Here is an 18,735-nt window from a genome sequence, read left to right as displayed (position 1 = left end):
TACGGGGGGGGGGGGGGGGGGGGGGGGGGGGGGGGGGGGGGGGGGGGGGGGCGGGGGGGGGGGGGGGGGGGGGGGGGGGGGGGGGCGGGGCGCCCCCCGGGGGCCCGGGGCCCCCCCCCGCCCCGTCGCGAACGCGGCCGCGCGACGACAGGACGGCATGCGCGACCGGGTGCGATCAGGAAGGTAACCGCCCCGCAGCCGTCGGACGTCCTGTGAAGCCCCGTATTGACGGTCCTCTGACAGCCGGGCCGAGTGCCGTGTCAAGCCTGTGCCAAAAGGCGTCAACACGGCGTCATGGAGGGAGAGATGACACCCCGTGCCGGGCATACCGTCAGCAGAGCGGATCGACAGGATCCGCGAGGTGGCCAAGAGCCCCGAGATCGACAGGATCCTCAAGGAGGCATCCCATGACAGAGCTTCAGTGCGGCGAGGACCCCGAGCCCTGTGAACCCGGCCCGGCCGGACCGCTGTTCGTCCCCGTCCGGCCGGGACCCGCGGGCTGCGTGGCCCGCCTGTTCCGCACACCCGTCGGCGGCAGGACCGCCGTCGCCTTCAGCACCCCGCAGCGCCTGACCGCGGCCCTCGGCTCCCGGCAGGCCTGGATCAGGCTCTCGGAACCGGCCCTGCGCGCGCTCACCGAACCGCTCGGCGTCACCCGCGTCACCGTCGATCCGGGCGACGGCCCCGGCCGGCGCCCCGACCACCTGGACCGGCTGATGACGAGGCGAGGAGCGCGGCTGTCATGACCACCTTGGACGTATCCGCGACGCCCGCCCGGCGAGACGTACCGGCCCAGGCCGCGGACGAGGAGCTGACCGTCTGGCCCGCCACCACCACCCGCCTCGCACACGGCGACCTCGCCGTCGGCGGCGTTCCCCTCGCCGAGATCGCGGAACGCTTCGGCACCCCGGCCTACCTCATCGACGAGGCCGACGTACGGTCCCGCTGCCGCGCCTATCTGCACGCCTTCCCCGAGGCCCAAGTGCACTACGCCGCCAAGGCGTTCCTGTGCCGGGCGATGGCCCACTGGGTGGGGGAGGAGGGCCTCGGCCTCGACGTCTGCTCGGCCGGTGAGCTGGAACTCGCCGTCACCACGGGCTTCCCCGCCGAGCGGATCGTGCTGCACGGCAACGCCAAGAGCCCCTACGACCTGGCCGCCGCGCTCCGGCTCGGCGTCGGGCGCATCGTCATCGACAGCGCGTCGGAGATCGCCCGGCTTGCGGCGGCCGTGCCGCCGGGCAGCCGGCAGAAGGTGCTGATCCGGGTGGTGCCGGGCATCGCGGCCGGCGGCCACGCCAAGATCCGCACCGGGACCGACGACCAGAAGTTCGGCCTGTCGACCACCGACGGCTCCGCCCAGCACGCCATCGCCCGCGTCATCGGCCAGCCCGGACTCGAACTGACGGGCCTGCACTGCCACTTGGGATCGCAGATCACCGCGGAGAAGCCGTTCATCGCGGCCGTGCGCCGACTGGTCGGCCTGATGGCCCGCGTCAAGGAGCAGCACGGCGTCACCCTCCCCGAACTGGACCTCGGCGGCGGCCACGGCATCGCCTACCGCCCCGGAGAGGCGGCACTCGACCTCACCGCGCTGGCCCGCAAGGTGCGCGCCGAGCTGATCGAGAGCTGCGCGGCGGCCGGGCTCACCGTGCCACGGCTGCTCATCGAGCCGGGGCGCGCCATCGCGGGACCCGCCGGGGTGGCCCTCTACCGGGTCCTCGCCGTGAAGCGCACCGGCGGGCGCACCTTCGTCGCCGTGGACGGCGGGATGAGCGACAACCCGCGTCCCGCGCTGTACGGCGTCAGCTATGTGCCGCGGCTGATCGGCCGGCGCTCCCTGGCCCAGTCCGCGCCCGTGACGGTCGTGGGACGGCACTGCGAGGCGGGCGACGTGCTCGCCTCGGACGTCCGACTGCCCGGCGACATCAGGCCCGGTGACATCCTCGGCGTCCCGGTCGCCGGTGCCTACCACCTCTCCATGGCCTCCGGGTACAACCTCGTCGGCCGCCCGCCCGTGGTGGCGGTGGCCGACGGGCACGCCCGGCTCCTGGTGCGCCGCGAGTCCCTGGAGGACTTCCGCAGCAGGGACGTGGGCCTGTAGTTCCCGCTCTCAGGAACCGAGATAGCGCAGGACGGCGAGAACACGGCGGCTGTACCCGCTCGTTCCGGTCAGCTCCAGCTTGTCGAAGATCGCGTTGATGTACTTCTCGACGGCACTCTGCGAGACGTGCAGCTGCCCGGCGATCGCCGCGTTCGTGTGCCCCTGCGCCATCTTGCCGAGCACCTCGCGCTCGCGCGGGGTGAGCCGCTGCAGCGGGTCGGTGTGACTGCTGCGGGCCAGCAACTGCCGTACGACCTCCGGGTCGAAGGCGGTCCGGCCCGAGCCGACCCGCTCCAGCGCGTCCAGGAACTCGTCGACCTGGACGACCCGGTCCTTCAGCAGATATCCGACGCCCTCCGTTGCGGTGGTCAACAGCTCGGTGGCATACCGGCGTTCGACGTACTGGGACAGCACGAGCACACTCGTCTGCGGCCAGCTCCCGCGGATCTCCAAGGCCGCGCGCAGCCCCTCGTCGGTGTGCGTCGGCGGCATGCGTACGTCGATGACCGCGGCGTCCGGCGGATCCTCGGCCACGGCGGCGAGCAGCGCCCTAGCGTCGCCCACGGAGGCCGTGATCGTGTGCCCCTCGTCGGCGAGGAGCCGGGCGAGGCCCTCCCGCAGCAGGGTCGAGTCGTCGGCGAGCATTACGCGCATGGGAGCTCCGCGGTGAGAAGGGTGGGCCCGCCCGCGGGGCTGTCCACGGTGAGGGTGCCGTCGAGGGCGGCGACGCGCCGTGCGAGGCCGTTCAGTCCGCTGCCGGACGGGTCGGCGCCGCCGCGCCCGTCGTCCCCGACCCGCAGCCACAGCAGATCGCCGCGCTGCTCCGCCTGGACGGTGACGAGCGTGGCGCCCGAGTGCTTGACCGCGTTGGTGACGGCCTCGGCGGCGACGAAGTAGGCGACCGCGTGCGCGGTCGGGGGCGGAGTCCCGCGCACTGCGCAGTCCAGTCGTACGGGAATGCCGGCCCGCTCGGCGACGGTCTCCAGTGCGGCGGCGAGACCGCCCTCGTCCAGCGCCGCCGGGTAGACCCGCCAGGCGACCTCCCGCAGTTCGACGAGGGCGCGCCCGCTCTCCTCGTGCGCCTGCGCGAGCAGCGCGGCGGCCTTGTCGGGGTCGGGGCTGCGGCGGGCCCGGCCGAGCAGCATGCCGAGGGCGACGAGCCGCTGCTGTACGCCGTCGTGCAGATCGCGCTCGATGCGCCGCCGCTCGTCGTGCACCGCCTCGACCACCCCGGCGCGGCTCTCGGCCAGCTCGCCGATGCGGCGCGCGAGGACGTCCCGCTCGTCCGACGTGAGGAAGTGCCGCGCGAGCCGCCCCTCCATCAGCGCCACGGCGTACACGCCCTGGACGCACAGGAACAGCAGGAAGAGCCCGGCGCCCCCGGAGGCGACCAGGGTGAACGCCGACCGCTGCAGGTCCGCCACGAACCAGCCCCACACCAGGAGCGACCCGTACGCCCCGCCGATCACGGCGCACAGCAGCACCACGCCGCCGAGCAGCCCCAGCGCCCACCGGCTCGCCACATAGCCGAGCGCCCGCCTGCCGGACGGGGCGGCCCCGGTCTCGATGCCGTAGAAGGCGGCCAGCCTGCGCCGCTCGGCGTCGGCCAACCGCCAGGCGGTGCCCAGGAACTGGGCCTCGCCCGGCCGCTCCCGGTCGCCGCGCCGAAGTGTCACGAGAAGCCAGATCCCGGCCACGACGGTGAAGGCGAGCTCGACGGCGGCGCTGAACACGCCCGCCGCGAGGCCCACCGCCATCCGCAGCCGGCGGAGCAGAAAGGTACGCATGATCGACCACGCTAGCCGCGGGTCCCGGCCGGCGGGACTGCGGAAAACCACAGCGTTCGGCTGCGGCCCCCCACACCGGGCCGTGTGGCCGCCCTCATACCGCCGGGCGGCGCGGATTCCTAGCGTCAAGGGCATGATCCTCGACTCTCTGTACGACGTGACTCTCGCCGCCGACGAGGCGCCCACCGGGGGCATCGCGGGCTGGGCGGCCGACCTCATGGACTCGCTCGGCGCGGCCGGGGCGGGCGCCGCCATCGCCCTGGAGAACCTCTTCCCGCCGCTGCCCAGCGAGGTGATCCTGCCGCTGGCCGGATTCGCCGCGAGCCAGGGGAAGTTCGGCCTTTTGGAGGTCCTGTTCTGGACGACGGCGGGCTCCGTCGTCGGCGCGCTCGCGCTCTACGCGATCGGCGCGCTGCTCGGCCGGGACCGGATCGTGGCGGTCGCTGCGCGGCTGCCGCTGGTGAAGGTCTCCGACATCGACCGCACGGAGGAGTGGTTCCGGCGGCACGGCACCAAGGCGGTGTTCTTCGGCCGGATGGTGCCGATCTTCCGGAGCATGATCTCGGTCCCGGCCGGCATCGAGCGGATGCGGCTGCCCGTCTTCCTCGCCCTGACGACCGCGGGCAGCCTCATCTGGAACGCCGTGTTCGTCCTGATCGGCCACGCCCTCGGCGCACGCTGGCACCAGGTCACGGATCTGGTGGGCCTGTACTCCAAGGGCGTACTCGCCGTGGCGGCGCTCGCGGTGCTCACCTTTGTCGCGCTGCGGATCCGCAGGTCGGGCAAGGGCGAGCACCGCGCGGTGCGTTAGGGACCGGTGCGTTAGGGACCGGTGCGTCAGAGCCGGCGTGTCAGAGGTCGGCGTGTCAGAGGATCGCCCCGGGCGCGTACGCCGCGGCCTCGGGGTGCGCCTTGATCACGGCTTCGATCTGCGCCACCAGCACGGCGACCTGATCGCTGGCCGCGCCCGTGAACGACAGCTTGTCCGCCATCAGGGCGTCCAACTCCGCCCGGTCCAGCGGAATCCGCGTATCGGCGGCGAGCTTGTCGAGCAGCTCGTTGCGCTCGGCGCCCTGCTCGCGCATGGCCAGCGCGGAGGCCACCGCGTTCTCCTTGATGGCCTCGTGCGCCTCCTCGCGGCCGACGCCCGCCCGCACCGAGGCCATCAGGACCTTGGTGGTGGCGAGGAACGGGAGGTAGCGGTCCAGCTCGCGCGCCACGACGGCGGGGAAGGCCCCGAACTCGTCGAGCACGGTGAGGAAGGTCTCCAGGAGACCGTCGAGCGCGAAGAACGCGTCGGGCAGCGCGACCCGGCGCACGACCGAGCAGGAGACGTCGCCCTCGTTCCACTGGTCGCCCGCGAGCTCACCGGTCATCGAGGCGTAGCCGCGCAGGATGACGGTGAGGCCGTTGACGCGCTCGCAGGAGCGGGTGTTCATCTTGTGCGGCATCGCGGACGAGCCGACCTGGCCGGGCTTGAAGCCCTCGGTGACCAGCTCGTGCCCGGCCATCAGCCGGATCGTCTTGGCCAGCGAGGAGGGACCGGCGGCGAGCTGCACGAGCGCCGTGACGACCTCGTAGTCGAGCGAGCGCGGGTAGACCTGGCCGACCGAGGTGAACGCGCGGTCGAAGCCGAGGTGCCCGGCGATCCGCTGCTCCAGCTCGGTGAGCTTGTCCGCGTCGCCGCCGAGCAGGTCCAGCATGTCCTGCGCCGTGCCGACGGGGCCCTTGATGCCGCGCAGCGGGTACCGGCCGAGCAGGTCCTCGACACGGCGGAACGCGACGAGCAGCTCGTCGGCGGCCGTGGCGAAGCGCTTGCCGAGGGTCGTCGCCTGCGCGGCGACGTTGTGCGAGCGGCCCGCCATGACCAGCTCGGCGTACTCGCCGGACAGCTTGCCGAGCCGCGCGAGCACGGCGACCGTGCGGTCGCGCACCAGCTCCAGGGAGAGCCGGATCTGCAGCTGCTCCACGTTCTCGGTCAGGTCGCGGGACGTCATGCCCTTGTGGACCTGCTCGTGCCCGGCGAGCGCGTTGAACTCCTCGATGCGGGCCTTCACGTCATGGCGCGTGACCTTCTCGCGCTCGGCGATCGAGGCGAGGTCGACCTGGTCGATCACGCGCTCGTAGTCGGCGAGGGCGGCGTCGGGCACCTCGATCCCCAGGTCCCGCTGCGCCCGCAGAACGGCGAGCCAGAGCTGACGCTCCAGCTTCACCTTCTGCTCGGGCGACCAGAGGGTGGCGAGCTCGGCGGAGGCATAACGCCCGGCGAGGACGTTCGGGATACGGGGCTTTGCAGGCGCAGTCACGTGTACGGAGTTTACCGGGCGTCCCTACAGGCTCCGAACCACCGGGGGGATGGAGGAACCTACAGGTCAGAGGGGTCGGCCCGCGGGCCATCAGCAGGTGGCGGCGGACATCCGGGCGGCCTCCAGGTCGAGGTGGGTGCCGCGCCAGTGCCGGCGCAGGCGGCGGTCGTGGCTGACGACGACGAGGGCTCCCTCGTATCCGGCGAGCGCGGCCTCCACTTCCTCGACGAGGGCGAGCGAGAGATGGTTGGTGGGTTCGTCGAGCAGCAGGACGTCCGACGGCTCGTCGAGCAGCCGGGCGAGGGCCAGCCGCTGGAGCTGCCCGGTGGAGAGCCGGCCGAGCGGCACCGTGAGCCGGTCGCGGTCGAACAGACCGAGGGACAGCAGCCGTTCGGCATGGTCGGCGGGGTCTCCCGTCCGGCCGCGGGCGAAGGCCGCGAGCACGGTCTCGTCCGGCCTTCCGGGGCGCGGGTCCTGCGGGAGGTGGCCGATCCTGCCGTGCCGGGTGACGCTCCCGCCGTCGGAGGTGATGTCCCCGGCGAGGACCCGCAGGAGGGTGCTCTTGCCCGCTCCGTTGCGCCCCGTGATCAGCAGGCGCTCGCCCGCCGAGACGGTGAGGCTCGTACGGTCGAGGCGATGCGGTACGGCGATGTCGGCGGCGTCCAGGACGACGCCCCGGAGGCGGCGGGAACGCAGCACGGGGGTGAAGCGCAGCGGCTCGGGCGGGGGCGGGACCGGCGCGTCGAGGAGTCGGCGCAGCCGTTCCTCCGCGTTGCGCACCCGGCTGGCCAGCGACTGCTGCACCCGGCCGCCCGCACGGTCGTACGCCATCTTGTTGCCGTCCTTCATCGGGCGGCCCGGGGCCACCTGACGGGCGGTGGTCGCCGCGGCCTCGCGCAGCCGGTCGATGTCCGACTGCCACTGCTCGTGGGCCTGGGCCCAGCGCTGCCGGGCGGCGGCCTTCTCCGCGAGGTAGCCGGAGTAGCCGTTGCCGTAGCGGACGACCTGGCGCCGGTCGGCGTCCACCTCCAGCAGTGTGGTGGCGACGCGTTCGAGGAAGACCCGGTCGTGGGAGACCGCGACGGTGGTGCCCCGCCGGGTCCGCAGATGATCCTCCAGCCAGTTCAGGGCGCTGTCGTCGAGGTGGTTGGTCGGCTCGTCGAGCAGCAGCACTTCCGGCGCCGCCGCCAGTACGGCCGCGAGGCGCAGCCTGACCCGCTCGCCGCCGGAGAGGCTGCCCACGGTGCGGTCACGGCCGACCAGGCCGAGGCCCAGACCGTGCAGGGCGCGCTCCACCCGGGCGTCGGCGTCATAGCCGCCGCGCAGTTCGAAGACGGTCAGGAGTTCGCCGTACTCGGCCAGGACCGATTCGTCGCCGTCGGCCATCGCGGCCTCCAGGCGGCGCATGCGCTCCTCGACGGCGCGCAGATCGCCGAGGGCCCGGTCGATGACCTCCTGGACGGTCGCCTTGGGCTCCATCGGCTCGTCCTGGGGGAGATAGCCGACGCCGCCGTCGGCCTGGACGACGATCTCGCCCTGATCGGGCCGCTCCTGCCCGGCGAGCAGGCGCAGCAGGGTGGTCTTGCCCGACCCGTTCTCGCCGATGATCCCGGTGCGTTCACCGGCGGCGAGCGCGCAGGTCACCGAGTCAAGGACGAGCCTGCCGTCGAAGGACTTGCTGACGCCGAGCGCACTGATCTGAGTAGGCATACGAGGACTCCAAAGCATTCGGGAACGGGACGGCCGGCATGGGCCGAGCGGACGGGCGAAGGCTTCGGAAGAGCATCGATCACTCCATTAGTGCGACGACTGTTGCTTTAAGATGGTGCCACAGCTTTCTCCCCCGAGCAACGGACTTCCAGTCATGGCTCCCACACCACCCGCAGCACCGGCTCCCACTCCCGCAGAGCCGGAAGGCGATCCGCCGCCGACCCGGCGCCGCCCCGGAGGCCGCACCGCCCGCGTCCGGGCACAGGTCCTCGACGCGGTCCTCGCCGAACTCGGTGAGCACGGCTACGACGGGCTCACCCCCGACACCGTCGCCGCCCGCGCCGGCGTGCACCGCACGACGGTGTACCGGCGCTGGGGCGACGTCGGCGGTCTGCTCGCCGACGTCCTCGACGCCGCGGGCGACGACGACTGGCGGCCGCCGGACACCGGCTCGCTGGAGGGCGATCTGACGGGCCTGAACGAGGAGATCCAGTCGGCGCTGATCGCGAGACCGCCGGTCGTGGCGGCGCTGATCGCCGCCTCGTTCCGCTCCGAGAAGGCCGCCGAGGCCCAGCAGCGGCTCTGGGAGGACCGGTACGCCCGCTGCGAGATCGTCGTGGACCGGGCCGTCGACCGCGGCGAGGTCCCGCAGGGGACCGACGCCCGCCAGCTGCTCCTCGCCGCCACCGGCCCGATGTACCACCAGCTGCTGCTCCTGCGCACACCCCCCGACCCGCGCCTGCCCGCCCGCACGGCAAGGACCGCGGCCCTCGCGGCGGCTGCCGGGGCCTTCAGCGAGCCGTCGGCCGAAGCCCCAGGTGGGGACGGAGGGTGAGGCACAGGCCTGCCACTGCGTGGTCGGGGGTGGTGGGCCAGGGGGTCATCGCGCTGGTGCCGTGCCCGCCGAGGCCTACGGGGCGGTGGCCGGGCAGCGGGTCGCGGAGGCGGGCGTACATGCGCGTGACGGAGGACTCCTGGGCGTCGCGGAGGTCCTCGACGCCGGTCACGATGTGCAGGAAGGCCTCGTGCAGCCGCAGGTCCCGCTGGTCGCGGTGGCTCAGGCGCTGGGCGCGGCGGAAGTGGGCGGCGCGGCCCTGGTGGATGTCGTAGAACGCGCCGACCAGCGTCAGCAGCCGCTCGTAGGCGTGGCGGTAGGCGCCCTGGTAGAACGCGGCGGCGGCGTCTTCCGCGACCTCGCCGCGGTGGGCGCTCGCCACGGACGCGGCGGCGAGCATGCCGCTGTACATCGCGAGGTGCACGCCGGTGGACAGCAGCGGGTCCAGGAAGCAGGCCGCGTCCCCGGCGATGAAGTAGCCGGGCCCGCAGAACCGGTCCGCGACGTAGGAGTAGTCGCTCTCCACCTTCAGCGGGGTGACGAGTTCGGCGCCGGCCAGCATCCGCGAAAGGCCGGGGCAGGCGGCGATCCGCTCGGCGTAGACCGCCTCGGTGCCGCCGCTCGCGGCGCGTGTCCGCGCGAACGAGGCCCGGTCGGTGACCAGGCCCACGCTGAGCGTGCCGTCGTGCAGCGGGATCGCCCAGAACCAGCCGTGGTCGGGCAGCGAGAACACGCAGATGGCGCCTTCGGGTGCGCCCTCGACGGGTGCGGCGCCCCGCCAGTAGCCCCAGGTGGCGATGTTGCGGAACGCGTCGTGGAACCGGCGCGTGCGCAGCAGCCGGGCGGAGAGCACCCCGGCACGTCCCGAGGCGTCCACCACCTGCCGGAAGGAGATCTCGCCCTCGGCGCGGTCCTCCGCCCGCCACGAGGCACTCGCCGCACGCCCCGCCCGGAAGCCGACGCGCCTGACACCCACCCCGTCCCACACCCGCGCGCCCGCGTCCCGCGCGTGGTCGAGCAGCGCCTGGTCGAAGTCCGCCCGCAGCACCTGGAAGGCGTACGCCGTGTCGCTGCCCAGCTCCCGGAAGGGCAGCGCCCAGCGCTGGCCGCCCCAGTCGTAGTACGCGCCCTTCTTGCGTACGAAGCCGGCGTCCTCGACGCGTTCCCGCGCCCCGAGCAGGTCGAGCAGCGGCAGCAAGGACGGCAGCAGGGACTCCCCGATGTGGTAGCGGGGGAAGCGGGACCGCTCCAGCAGCGTGACCTCGCACCGCTGACGGGCGAGCAGGGCCGCGGCCGTGGCACCCGCGGGACCGCCCCCGATCACCAGGACGTCCGTCGAAGAGGGCGGTCGCTCGTGCATGGAACCTCCCGGGCCGTGCGGGAAGAAGGGGGAGCGCGCTCATCCAGTGAACAGCACGCTCAGCCAGTGAACAGCACGCCGTCGCCGCTCGGCCAGACCGCGTCCGGCCTCCGCTGACCGCTGATCCGGAGTGGCCGGTACGCGCCGTCGGGCAGGAACGGTCCTGCGCCGGGGCGCATGTGGATGTCACGGCCAGGGAAGTGATGGTCCCGGGCGTGTGCCGGCGCGGGACTCGGCAGGCGGCGGATCTCCCGGAGCGGAAGAGCGAGAGGTGGCCCGTGGGGCAGGCCCGGACCGGAGAACGAACCGACGGCCGACCGGCCCGCTGGGAGGGGTTCGAGGTCGGCCCGCTGTCCCTGACCCCGGACGAGATCCGGGGCGTGTGCCGTGCGCTGCTCGGGCTGCGCCCGGACGAGGTGCCCGCGGCCGCCCGCCGCGAACTGCGCACCGGCGCCGGTGGCGAGGGGCCGGGCATCCTCGTCTACGGGGCGCCGCCGGGGAAACGTACGTACGACACCGCGCTGGCGGCGGTCGGTGCGGGGCGCCGCGCCGACGACTGGTCCACGATCGTCGAGACGAGGTCGGTCTGCCTGGCCGCACCGGACGACCTCCTCGTCGGCAGGACCGCACCCTGGCGGCGGGCCGCGTCCGGGCGCCCGGCGGTGGAGATCCCGGTGCCGGAGTACTACTACCTGTGCCACGCCCTCCTCAAGCTGGCCGCGGGACCCGCCGAACAGGCCCTGCGCATCCTGCGCCCCGTGATCGAACGGCTCCGCGCACACCCCGGCTGTGTGGTCCGCGTCTACGCGCTGGACCTGCCCCTGCAGATCTGGCTGCTGTGGCTCAGACGGGCGGCGGGGCTCGAACGGCCCCTGCTGGTGGAGGCCAACGCCCCCGAGGTCACCGCGGACTGGGGCCACAAGGGCGTCCTGCACCCCGACGTCCGCACGGCGGCGCAGCTCCCGTGCCCCAAGGGCACCGCGCGGCAGACCCTGGACGCCGAGTCCGCCCTGACGCCCTTCCACCGCGCCTTCGGGGCCGCGCTGCCCCGGCTGCCGGGGTACACCGTCACCGGAGCCGACCCCGCGGAGTTCGCCGCGCGACTGGCCCTCGCCGCCCGGCTCCTGAGGGAACGCCACGGGCTGGCGCGGGGCTGCCTCAAACCCACGCGCGGCGGCGCCGGCCAGCGCATCCGCACCGGCATCCGGCTCGACGACCCGCACGCCGCCGCCGCACTCGCCCGAGAGGCGGCGGACCGGCGCGAGGACTACGTCCTGGAGGCACACGCCGAGTACGTCCGGTACGCCGCCGCCGGCCACGACTTCCTCCACGCCCCGTCCGCCCACGTCCGGGCGGGCGGCCTCGCCGAGGGCATGGCCCTGCAGTTCCTCGACGGCACCCAGTGGCAGGGCAACGTCTTCCTCGACCGCGGCACCTGCGGACAGCTGGGGATCTCCACCGCCCACTACGACGCGATCCGCCGGGCCATGGACGGCTTCGTCACCGCGCTCGCGGGGCGTGGACTGGTCAACGGCGGCATCGACTTCGCCCTGGCCAGGGTGGGCGGACGCCACGGAGACGCCGTTCTGGCCGGCATGCAGGACCTGAACCTCTCCGCCTGCGGCGCCGACTTCCTGCGGCCCTTCCTGGAGGAGAGCCGTACGGTCCTCGGCTCCGGGGGCCCGGAGCGGCTCTCCGCGGCGACGAAGGTCATCCGGCCCGGCCCGCACCTGGACCTCGACCGGCTGCGCGCCCTCGTCGACCACCGCACACCCGGCACGTACGCCAAGGCCCTCAGCTGCGTGCCGGGCCAGTGGGGGCTGATCGCCGCCGCCGCGCCCGGTCCCGCACGGGCCGCCGCGGACGTCCTGCGGATCGGACGGCGCGTGGCCCAGGAGGCGGGGGCGGGCGGTTAGGCGAGCGGACCCTTGTAAGGCAGCAGCTCCGGGCGCTTGGGCGGGAGGCCGTCGCCCGAGGAGCGGCCCGTGAGGCGGCGGCCGATCCAGGGCGCCAGATGCTGTTTGGCGAACCGGACGTCGGCGATGCGGCGTGCCGCCCAGTTCGGCGGGGCGGTGGCGGGGACGGGGGAGCGCCAGTCGTCCTCGGGGGCGTAGCCCAGCGTCTGCCACACCGCCTCGGCGACCCGCCGGTGCCCCTCGGCCGTCAGATGGAGCCGGTCCACGTCCCAGAGCCGCTGGTCGCCGAGGACGGCCGCGCCGTACAGATCGACGACGACCGCGCCGTGCTTCTGAGCCAGCTCGTCGATGTAGGCGAAGAGCTCCTCCATGCGCGGGCGGAAGCGCTCCATCACCGGGCCGTTGCGGCCGGGGCTGCGCATCAGGACGAGCTGCTCGCACGCCGGGGCGAGCCGCTCGACGGCCTCGCCGAGCAGAGCGCGGACCCGGCCCATGTCGCACTTGGGCCGCAGCGTGTCGTTGAGTCCGCCCACCAGGGTGATCACATCGGGCCGCATCGCTGCCGCGACGTCGACCTGCTCGGCCACGATCTGGCCGATGAGCTTCCCGCGCACCGCGAGGTTCGCGTACCGGAAGCCGGGCGTCACGGCGGCCATCCGGGCGGCGAGCAGATCCGCCCAGCCGCGGTAGCTGCCGTCGGGCAGCAGGTCCGACATGCCCTCGGTGAAGGAGTCGCCGACCGCGACGAGACTGGTGTATTCGGCATTCATCTGCATGGCGGAGCGATCGTATCCCGAGGCCGGGGTGAGGGCCCGCGCTCCCTCCGGGACGGGTGCGGCCGCTGCGGTCGCAGGTGACGTATCGGTATGGAACGGTGGAAACCGCCCGAATGTCATCGGGTGTGAGAGCCGAAGGAAGGGAGCGTCATGTCCTCGAAGCGACGCCGCAAGAAGAAGGCACGCCGCAAGCACGCGGCCAATCACGGGAAACGTCCCCAGTCCTGAGCGCCGCCTGGCCGGGCGCGCAGCGTCACATCCCCGCCTGGCCGGGCGGCAGCGTCACATCTCCGCCTGGCCGGGCGCGCAGCGTCACATCTCCGCCTGGCCGGGCGGCAGCGTCACATCTCCGCCTGGCCGGGCGCGCAGCGTCACATCCCCGCCTGGCCGGGCGGCAGCGTCACATCCCCGCCCGGCCGTGCCCGCCCCGCCGCGCCGTCGAGCGCCGCGAGGATCCACCGCCGCGAGTCCGCCGGGTCGATGACCGCGTCGATCTCCAGGGCCGCCGCCGCGTTCACCGCCTTGCCGTGCTCGTACAGCTCGGCGACATGCGCGTCGAACACCCGCTGCCGCTCGGCCGGGTCGGCGACCGCCGCCAGTTCCTTGCGGTAGCCGAGCCGCACCGCTCCCTCCAGGCCCATCCCGCCGAACTCGCCGCTCGGCCAGGCCGCCGTCGCCGCCGGCGCCCGCGTGGAGCCGCCCATCATCGCCATCGCGCCGAGTCCGTACGCCTTGCGCAGCACCAGGCAGACGAGCGGCACGCGCAGCTGGGCGCCCGTCACGAAGAGCCGCGAGAAGTGCCGCACGGTCGCCGTCCGCTCGGCCTCCGGGCCGACCATGAACCCCGGTGTGTCGCACAGCGAGACGACGGGAAGGCCGAACGCGTCGCACAGCCGCAGGAAGCGCTCGGCCTTCTCCGCCGCGTCCCGGTCGATCGCGCCGCCGAGGTGGCCGGGGTTGTTGGCGATGAGCCCCATCGGCCGCCCCTCGACGCGGACCAGCGCGGTGATGACGCCGACGCCGAATCCGCGCCGCAGCTCCAGGACGGAGTCCGTGTCGGCGAGACCCTCGATCGCGGACCGTACGTCGTAGGCGCGCCGCCGGTTCTCCGGGACCGTGTGCCGCAGCAGCCGGGGGTCCGGGGCGTCCCAACTGCCGTTCCCCTCAAGGGAGTCCGTGAAGTAGCCGAGGTACTTCCGCGCCGTCCGCACCGCCTCCGCCTCGTCCGCCACCGCGATGTCGACGACGCCGTTCGGCACCTGGACCGACAGCGGTCCGACCTCCTCGGGTCGGTACACGCCGAGGCCGCCGCCCTCGATCATCGCGGGGCCGCCCATGCCGATGCTCGCCTCGGGCGTCGCGATCACCACGTCGCAGCAGCCGAGCAGCGCCGCGTTGCCCGCGAAGCACCGCCCCGACGCGATGCCCACGAGCGGTACCCGCCCGTTCAGGAGCCCCATCTGACGGAACGTCATGACGTCGAGTCCCGCAATGGACGTGGTGTCGGTGTCTCCGGGGCGACCGCCGCCGCCCTCCGCGAACAGCACTACGGGCAGCCGCCGTTCCTCGGCGAGCTGCAGCATGCGGTCGGTCTTGCGGTGGTTCTGCAGGCCCTGCGTGCCCGCGAGCACGGTGTAGTCGTACGACATCGCGACGCACCGCACGCCGTCGATCCGCCCCGTGCCGGTGACCATGCCGTCCGCGGGCGTCGAGGCGATCAGGTCGTCCAGGGGGCGGCGGCGCCGCTGGGCGGCGATCGCCAGCGCGCCGTACTCGGTGAAGGTGCCCGCGTCGCACAGGTCCTCGATGTTCTCGCGTGCCGTGCGGCGGCCGATGCGACGGCGTTTGGCGACGGCATCCGGGCGCTGCGCGTCGAGCCCGATCGCATGCCGGGCCAGCGCCTGAGCGAGGTCGGGGCGGATGGCGTCGGGATCGGCGGCCTCCTCGGCCGCCACCCCGTCCGTCCCGCCCGCCGCCGACGCCTCGACGGTGACCAGCGGGCCGCCCTCGGCCGCCGTGTCGCCCACGCGCGCGTGCAGCGCGGTGACGGTGCCGGGAGAGTCTGCGCGTACGACGTGCTCCATCTTCATCGCTTCGAGTACGAGCAACTGCTGCCCCGCAGCGACGACTTCGCCCGCCGAGACGTCGACGCTCACGACCGTGCCCGTCATCGGCGCGGCGACCGTCGCGTCACCGATGACGCCCTCAAGCCCGCCGGAGGCCGGGAGCAGCTCCGCGATGTGCTCCTGCACAAACCCGGTGTGCGCCCCGCCCGCCGTGAACCCCGGATGCGCGAGCAGCGCACGCAGCAGCGGGATTCCCGTGCGGACGCCCGCCACGGAGAAGGAGTCGAGCGCGCGGGCCGCCCGCTCGCAGACCGTCCCGAAGCCGCCGTGCGGTACATGGGCGACGACCTTGGCGAGCAGCGAGTCGTAGCGCGCGCCGATCTCGGTGCCGGTACGGGCGGCCGTGTCCACGCGGATGCCGGGGCCGGTCGGCACGTCGAAGCGGGTGAGGGTGCCCGTGGCGGGCAGGGCCGTGCCGTCGGCCGCCGGGGACTCGGCGTTGACCCGTGCCTGGAGGGCGTAACCGCGCGGCTCGGGCGGCGGCCCCGCCAGGCCCAGCGCCGCCAGCGATTCGCCTGCCGCGAGCCGCAGTTGGGCCGCGACCAGGTCGACGCCCGTCACCTCCTCGGTCACCGTGTGCTCGACCTGGAGCCGCGGGTTCGCCTCGATGAAGTGGAACTCCTCGCCCCGGACCAGGAATTCGAAGGTGCCGAGCCCGGTGTAGGAGCAGGCGCGGGCCATCCGCAGGGAGGCGTCGATCAACTCCGAGCGCACCACGGCGGGAAGGCCGGGCGCGGGGGCGATCTCGATCAGCTTCTGGTGCCGGCGCTGCGCGCTGCAGTCCCGCTCCCAGAGGTGGTTCACCGCACCGGTCGCGTCGCCCAGGACCTGCACCTCGATGTGCCGGGCCCCCGTGAGCAGCTCCTCCACGTACAACTCGGCGCGCCCGAAGCCCTGGAGCGCCTCCGAACGGCAGCGCTCCCAGGCGTCGGCGAGGTCCGCCGGATCGCGCACGGCCCGCATGCCGCGCCCGCCGCCCCCGCCGAGCGCCTTCACCATCACCGCGCCCGAAGGGCCGAGCCCCACGAGGAATTCGGCGGCCTCCGGCAACGACGTCGGCCCCCGCGTGCCCGCCAGCACCGGCACCCCGACGCTCACCGCGAGCGCCCGCGCGCGTGCCTTGTCGCCGAACAGGCCGAGCACATCGGCGCAGGGCCCCACGAACCGCAGCCCCGCGTCCGCGCACCGGGACGCGAACTCCGCGTCCTCGCTCAGGAACCCGTAACCGGGATGCACCAGTTCGCAGCCGGTGCGCAGCGCGGCGGCGACCACCGCTCCGGCGTCCAGATACGCGGCGGGTCCACGGCCCTCCAACGGCTCCGCCTCGTCCGCCAGTTGCACATGGCGCGCGGCGGGCTCGTCCTCGGCGTACACCGCGACGGTACGCAGCCCGGCCTCCGCGGCCGCTTGCAGGACGCGGACGGCGATCTCCCCGCGATTGGCGACGAGCACGGCGGCAGAACCCATGAAGCCCTCCTCGGATGTCCGGCGCCGCCATGCTCATTGACATTGGCGTCAACGTCAATATGCTCGCGGCGTGGCACGCAACCAACAGCCCTGGTCGACCCGTACCGCACGCGACCGCAGCGACGCCCCGGCCCGCAGACGGCTCCTCGACGCCGCCGAGGCGGTCTTCGCGCGGCGCGGCCACGGAGCGACGACCGTCGCCGACATCACGGCCGAGGCGGAGGTCTCGCGGGCGGGCTTCTACGTCTACTTCGCGTCCAAGGAGGAGATCTTCCGCGTCCTCGCGGTCCGCGTCCGTGACGCGTTCCTCGCCGCACAGGACGTGCCGGGCGTCGACCTGGACGACGCCCGCGAGGTCTGCCGGGCGTCCACCGCCGCCTTCGTCGCCGCGTACGCCGAACACCTGCCGCTGCTGCGGCTCCTGGAGCAGCAGGCGCAGCTCGACGACGACGTACGCGCCCTGTGGGAGGAGATCCGGGAGCGGCCCGTCCACCGCTCCGCCCGCTACATCCGCCGCCTCGCGGCCGAGGGGAAGGCCGCCCCGGTCGCCGATCCGCTCGCCGTGGCCCGCGCGGTCGGCGGAATGAGCATCGAGTTCGCCCGGCTCACGGCGGGCGCCCCTCAGATGTACGAAACGGCCGTACGCGACGTGACCGCCATGTTCCTGCACCTGCTCGGAGTCGACCCGCAACGCTGAGGAGCCGCCCCATGCACCGTGAAGACCAGCTGCACGACCTGCGCGCCCGCCAGGCGAAGGCGAGGCGCGGCCGGCAGGCGGACACGACGGAGCACCGCGCGGGCACCCGCACCGTGCCCGGGTATGTGCGGCACTGGGCGCGGACCGCACCGGACCGGACCGCCCTGGTCTTCGGCGAGCAGACCTTCACGTACCGTCAACTCGACGACCTGGCCGACCGGTTGGCGGGCTGGCTCGACGCGCGGGGAGTGCGGCCCGGCGACCGTGTGGGCGTGCAGCTGCCCAACTGCGCCCAGTTCGTGGTGGCGATGCTCGCCGTGCTGCGGGCCGGGGCCGTGCACGTCCCGGTCAACCCGATGTTCCGCGCGGCCGAGCTGCGTCATGAACTGCGGGACGCCGGACCGGAGATCGTCGTCACGCACAGCTCGCTGCTCGGGGTGCTCGACGAGGTGCGCGAGGAGACGCCGGTGCGCGAGGTTCTCGTCGCCGACGACAGAGCGGCCTGGGCGGCGGCCGTCGGGCACGCGCCGCTCGGCCGGGTCGCCGACGACCTGGACGCGCTCGCCGCCCTCAACTACACCGGCGGCACCACCGGAATGCCCAAGGGCTGCGAGCACACCCAGCGGCACATGGTCTACACGGCCACCGCGATCGACAACGGCCGGGGCGCGCGGCCGTCCGACGACGGCATCGTCTCGCTCTGCTTCCTGCCGGTCTTCTGGATAGCGGGCGAGAACCTCGGCATCCTCGCGCCACTCGTCTCCGGCGGTACGAGCGTGCTCCTGGCCCGATGGGACGCGGCCGCCGTGCTCGCGGCCGTCGAGCGGCACCGCGTCACCACCATGGCCGGGACGGTCGAGAACTACCTCGAACTCCTCGGCCACCCCGACTTCGCACGCCACGACCTCAGCTCCCTGACCGCCCCGCTCACCGTCTCCTTCATCCGGAAGCTCACCCCGGAGCTGCGGGCCCGCTGGCGCGCGGCCGTCGGCGCGGACAGCGTGCTGCGCGAGGCCTCCTACGGCATGACCGAGACACACACCAGCGACACCAACACCCTCGGCTTCCAGGACGGCGACCGGGACCTGGCGGGCGACGCCACCTTCTGCGGTCTGCCCGTCCCCGGAACCGACATCCTGGTCGTCGACTTCGAGACCGGGCGCCCGCTGCCGATCGGCGAACCCGGCGAGATCATCGTCGGCGGCCCCTCGGTCCTGACCCGCTACTGGCGCGCCCCCGAGGCGACGGCGGCGGCACTGCGCGACGGCTGGCTGCACACCGGCGACATCGGGCGCCTCGACGAGGACGGCTGTCTGCACTACCTCGGCCGCGACAAGGACATGATCAAGGTGAAGGGCATGAGCGTCTTCCCCGCCGAGGTCGAGACGCTGCTCGCCCGGCACCCCGACGTCCTCGCGGCGGCCGTCGTCGCCGTCGCGGACCCGGAGGCCGGCCAGCGCCCGCACGCCTATGTGCGCACCGTCGACGGCAGCACGCTCACCGCGCAGGAGCTGCGCGCCTGGGCCGCCGGTGCCATGGCCACGTACAAAGTGCCCGGCATCGAGCTGCTCGACGAGCTGCCGCTGACCGCGACCGGCAAGATCAAGAAGACGGAGCTCGCCGAGCGCGCCGCCACCAGGCGCTAGCGCCCGCA

General features: G+C 73.8%; 15 protein-coding genes. 8 read left to right on the top strand and 7 right to left on the bottom strand.

Going from position 1 to position 18,735, the window contains the following annotated elements:
• Positions 1 to 407: 407 nt before the first annotated feature.
• On the top strand, positions 408 to 746 hold the full coding sequence (locus ACIBKX_RS34715; protein WP_363274563.1) for an SAV_915 family protein: 339 nt from the start codon (positions 408 to 410) through the stop codon (positions 744 to 746).
• A complete protein-coding gene (gene lysA / locus ACIBKX_RS34710) occupies positions 743 to 2,101 on the top strand; it encodes a diaminopimelate decarboxylase (RefSeq protein ID WP_363274562.1) in 1,359 nt (452 codons plus the stop codon). The genes ACIBKX_RS34715 and lysA overlap by 4 nt, the downstream gene beginning before the upstream one ends.
• A gap of 9 nt (positions 2,102 to 2,110) precedes the next feature.
• On the opposite strand, the gene ACIBKX_RS34705 is transcribed toward lysA, so the two are convergent.
• Positions 2,111 to 2,746 (bottom strand): response regulator transcription factor, encoded by a 636-nt coding sequence (locus ACIBKX_RS34705; protein ID WP_363274572.1) that lies wholly within the window; start codon positions 2,744 to 2,746, stop codon positions 2,111 to 2,113.
• On the bottom strand, positions 2,746 to 3,888 hold the full coding sequence (locus ACIBKX_RS34700) for a sensor histidine kinase (RefSeq protein WP_363274560.1): 1,143 nt from the start codon (positions 3,886 to 3,888) through the stop codon (positions 2,746 to 2,748). The genes ACIBKX_RS34705 and ACIBKX_RS34700 overlap by 1 nt, the downstream gene beginning before the upstream one ends.
• Positions 3,889 to 4,021: 133 nt before the next feature.
• Between ACIBKX_RS34700 and ACIBKX_RS34695 the strand changes: the two genes are divergently transcribed.
• Positions 4,022 to 4,699: a DedA family protein gene (locus ACIBKX_RS34695; protein ID WP_363274559.1), complete on the top strand. Its 678-nt coding sequence runs from the start codon at positions 4,022 to 4,024 to the stop codon at positions 4,697 to 4,699.
• A gap of 55 nt (positions 4,700 to 4,754) precedes the next feature.
• Here ACIBKX_RS34695 and purB read toward each other — a convergent pair whose 3' ends face one another.
• Together purB and abc-f are read right to left on the bottom strand one after the other, a co-directional pair.
• Positions 4,755 to 6,194 carry an adenylosuccinate lyase gene (gene purB / locus ACIBKX_RS34690; RefSeq protein ID WP_363274558.1) on the bottom strand — a complete coding sequence of 480 codons (1,440 nt, stop codon included), beginning with the start codon at positions 6,192 to 6,194 and terminating at the stop codon, positions 4,755 to 4,757.
• Between the two features lie 90 nt (positions 6,195 to 6,284).
• Complete coding sequence (gene abc-f / locus ACIBKX_RS34685; RefSeq protein WP_363274557.1) at positions 6,285 to 7,904, bottom strand: ribosomal protection-like ABC-F family protein; 1,620 nt, start codon at positions 7,902 to 7,904, stop codon at positions 6,285 to 6,287.
• Positions 7,905 to 8,058: 154 nt separating this feature from the next.
• On the opposite strand from abc-f, the gene ACIBKX_RS34680 reads away from it, so the two are divergent.
• On the top strand, positions 8,059 to 8,739 hold the full coding sequence (locus tag ACIBKX_RS34680) for a TetR/AcrR family transcriptional regulator (RefSeq protein WP_363274556.1): 681 nt from the start codon (positions 8,059 to 8,061) through the stop codon (positions 8,737 to 8,739).
• On the opposite strand, the gene ACIBKX_RS34675 is transcribed toward ACIBKX_RS34680, so the two are convergent.
• The gene (locus ACIBKX_RS34675) at positions 8,696 to 10,099 is read right to left on the bottom strand and encodes a tryptophan 7-halogenase (RefSeq protein WP_363274555.1); all 1,404 of its coding nucleotides are present in this window, start codon (positions 10,097 to 10,099) and stop codon (positions 8,696 to 8,698) included. The two genes, ACIBKX_RS34680 and ACIBKX_RS34675, sit on opposite strands and share 44 nt — an antisense overlap.
• Before the next feature lie 278 nt (positions 10,100 to 10,377).
• On the opposite strand from ACIBKX_RS34675, the gene ACIBKX_RS34670 reads away from it, so the two are divergent.
• Complete coding sequence (locus tag ACIBKX_RS34670; protein WP_363274554.1) at positions 10,378 to 12,015, top strand: hypothetical protein; 1,638 nt, start codon at positions 10,378 to 10,380, stop codon at positions 12,013 to 12,015.
• Here the strand turns inward: ACIBKX_RS34670 and ACIBKX_RS34665 are convergent.
• On the bottom strand, positions 12,012 to 12,791 hold the full coding sequence (locus tag ACIBKX_RS34665) for an SGNH/GDSL hydrolase family protein (RefSeq protein WP_363274553.1): 780 nt from the start codon (positions 12,789 to 12,791) through the stop codon (positions 12,012 to 12,014). The two genes, ACIBKX_RS34670 and ACIBKX_RS34665, sit on opposite strands and share 4 nt — an antisense overlap.
• A 150-nt stretch (positions 12,792 to 12,941) precedes the next feature.
• On the opposite strand from ACIBKX_RS34665, the gene ACIBKX_RS34660 reads away from it, so the two are divergent.
• Positions 12,942 to 13,019, top strand: a complete 78-nt coding sequence (locus ACIBKX_RS34660; protein ID WP_375256634.1) for a 50S ribosomal protein bL37 — start codon at positions 12,942 to 12,944, stop codon at positions 13,017 to 13,019.
• A 143-nt stretch (positions 13,020 to 13,162) separates the two neighbouring features.
• On the opposite strand, the gene ACIBKX_RS34655 is transcribed toward ACIBKX_RS34660, so the two are convergent.
• Positions 13,163 to 16,384, bottom strand: a complete 3,222-nt coding sequence (locus ACIBKX_RS34655; RefSeq protein ID WP_363274552.1) for a carboxyl transferase domain-containing protein — start codon at positions 16,382 to 16,384, stop codon at positions 13,163 to 13,165.
• A gap of 70 nt (positions 16,385 to 16,454) precedes the next feature.
• Between ACIBKX_RS34655 and ACIBKX_RS34650 the strand changes: the two genes are divergently transcribed.
• Together ACIBKX_RS34650 and ACIBKX_RS34645 are read left to right on the top strand one after the other, a co-directional pair.
• Entirely contained in the window at positions 16,455 to 17,081 is a 627-nt protein-coding gene (locus ACIBKX_RS34650; protein ID WP_363274550.1) for a helix-turn-helix domain-containing protein, read from the top strand.
• 11 nt (positions 17,082 to 17,092) lie between these two features.
• Complete coding sequence (locus ACIBKX_RS34645; RefSeq protein WP_363274549.1) at positions 17,093 to 18,727, top strand: AMP-binding protein; 1,635 nt, start codon at positions 17,093 to 17,095, stop codon at positions 18,725 to 18,727.
• Positions 18,728 to 18,735 lie beyond the last annotated feature (8 nt).

The organism is Streptomyces sp. NPDC050658, from assembly GCF_044457025.1.
Classification (GTDB): Bacteria; Actinomycetota; Actinomycetes; order Streptomycetales; family Streptomycetaceae; genus Streptomyces.
Note: the sequence above shows the minus strand (reverse complement) of the source record. Positions and strands in the feature narration are given on the sequence as shown.

Bases quoted from the DNA above. Each gene is read 5' to 3' on its own strand.
- lysA (WP_363274562.1), top strand. From the start codon at position 743: ATGACCACCTTGGACGTATCCGCGACGCCCGCCCGGCGAGACGTACCG.
- abc-f (WP_363274557.1), bottom strand. From the start codon at position 7,904: ATGCCTACTCAGATCAGTGCGCTCGGCGTCAGCAAGTCCTTCGACGGC.
- ACIBKX_RS34665 (WP_363274553.1), bottom strand. From the start codon at position 12,791: ATGCAGATGAATGCCGAATACACCAGTCTCGTCGCGGTCGGCGACTCC.
- ACIBKX_RS34705 (WP_363274572.1), bottom strand. From the start codon at position 2,746: ATGCTCGCCGACGACTCGACCCTGCTGCGGGAGGGCCTCGCCCGGCTC.
- ACIBKX_RS34700 (WP_363274560.1), bottom strand. From the start codon at position 3,888: ATGCGTACCTTTCTGCTCCGCCGGCTGCGGATGGCGGTGGGCCTCGCG.
- ACIBKX_RS34660 (WP_375256634.1), top strand. From the start codon at position 12,942: ATGTCCTCGAAGCGACGCCGCAAGAAGAAGGCACGCCGCAAGCACGCG.
- ACIBKX_RS34680 (WP_363274556.1), top strand. From the start codon at position 8,059: ATGGCTCCCACACCACCCGCAGCACCGGCTCCCACTCCCGCAGAGCCG.
- ACIBKX_RS34715 (WP_363274563.1), top strand. From the start codon at position 408: ATGACAGAGCTTCAGTGCGGCGAGGACCCCGAGCCCTGTGAACCCGGC.
- ACIBKX_RS34645 (WP_363274549.1), top strand. From the start codon at position 17,093: ATGCACCGTGAAGACCAGCTGCACGACCTGCGCGCCCGCCAGGCGAAG.
- ACIBKX_RS34655 (WP_363274552.1), bottom strand. From the start codon at position 16,384: ATGGGTTCTGCCGCCGTGCTCGTCGCCAATCGCGGGGAGATCGCCGTC.
- ACIBKX_RS34675 (WP_363274555.1), bottom strand. From the start codon at position 10,099: ATGCACGAGCGACCGCCCTCTTCGACGGACGTCCTGGTGATCGGGGGC.
- ACIBKX_RS34695 (WP_363274559.1), top strand. From the start codon at position 4,022: ATGATCCTCGACTCTCTGTACGACGTGACTCTCGCCGCCGACGAGGCG.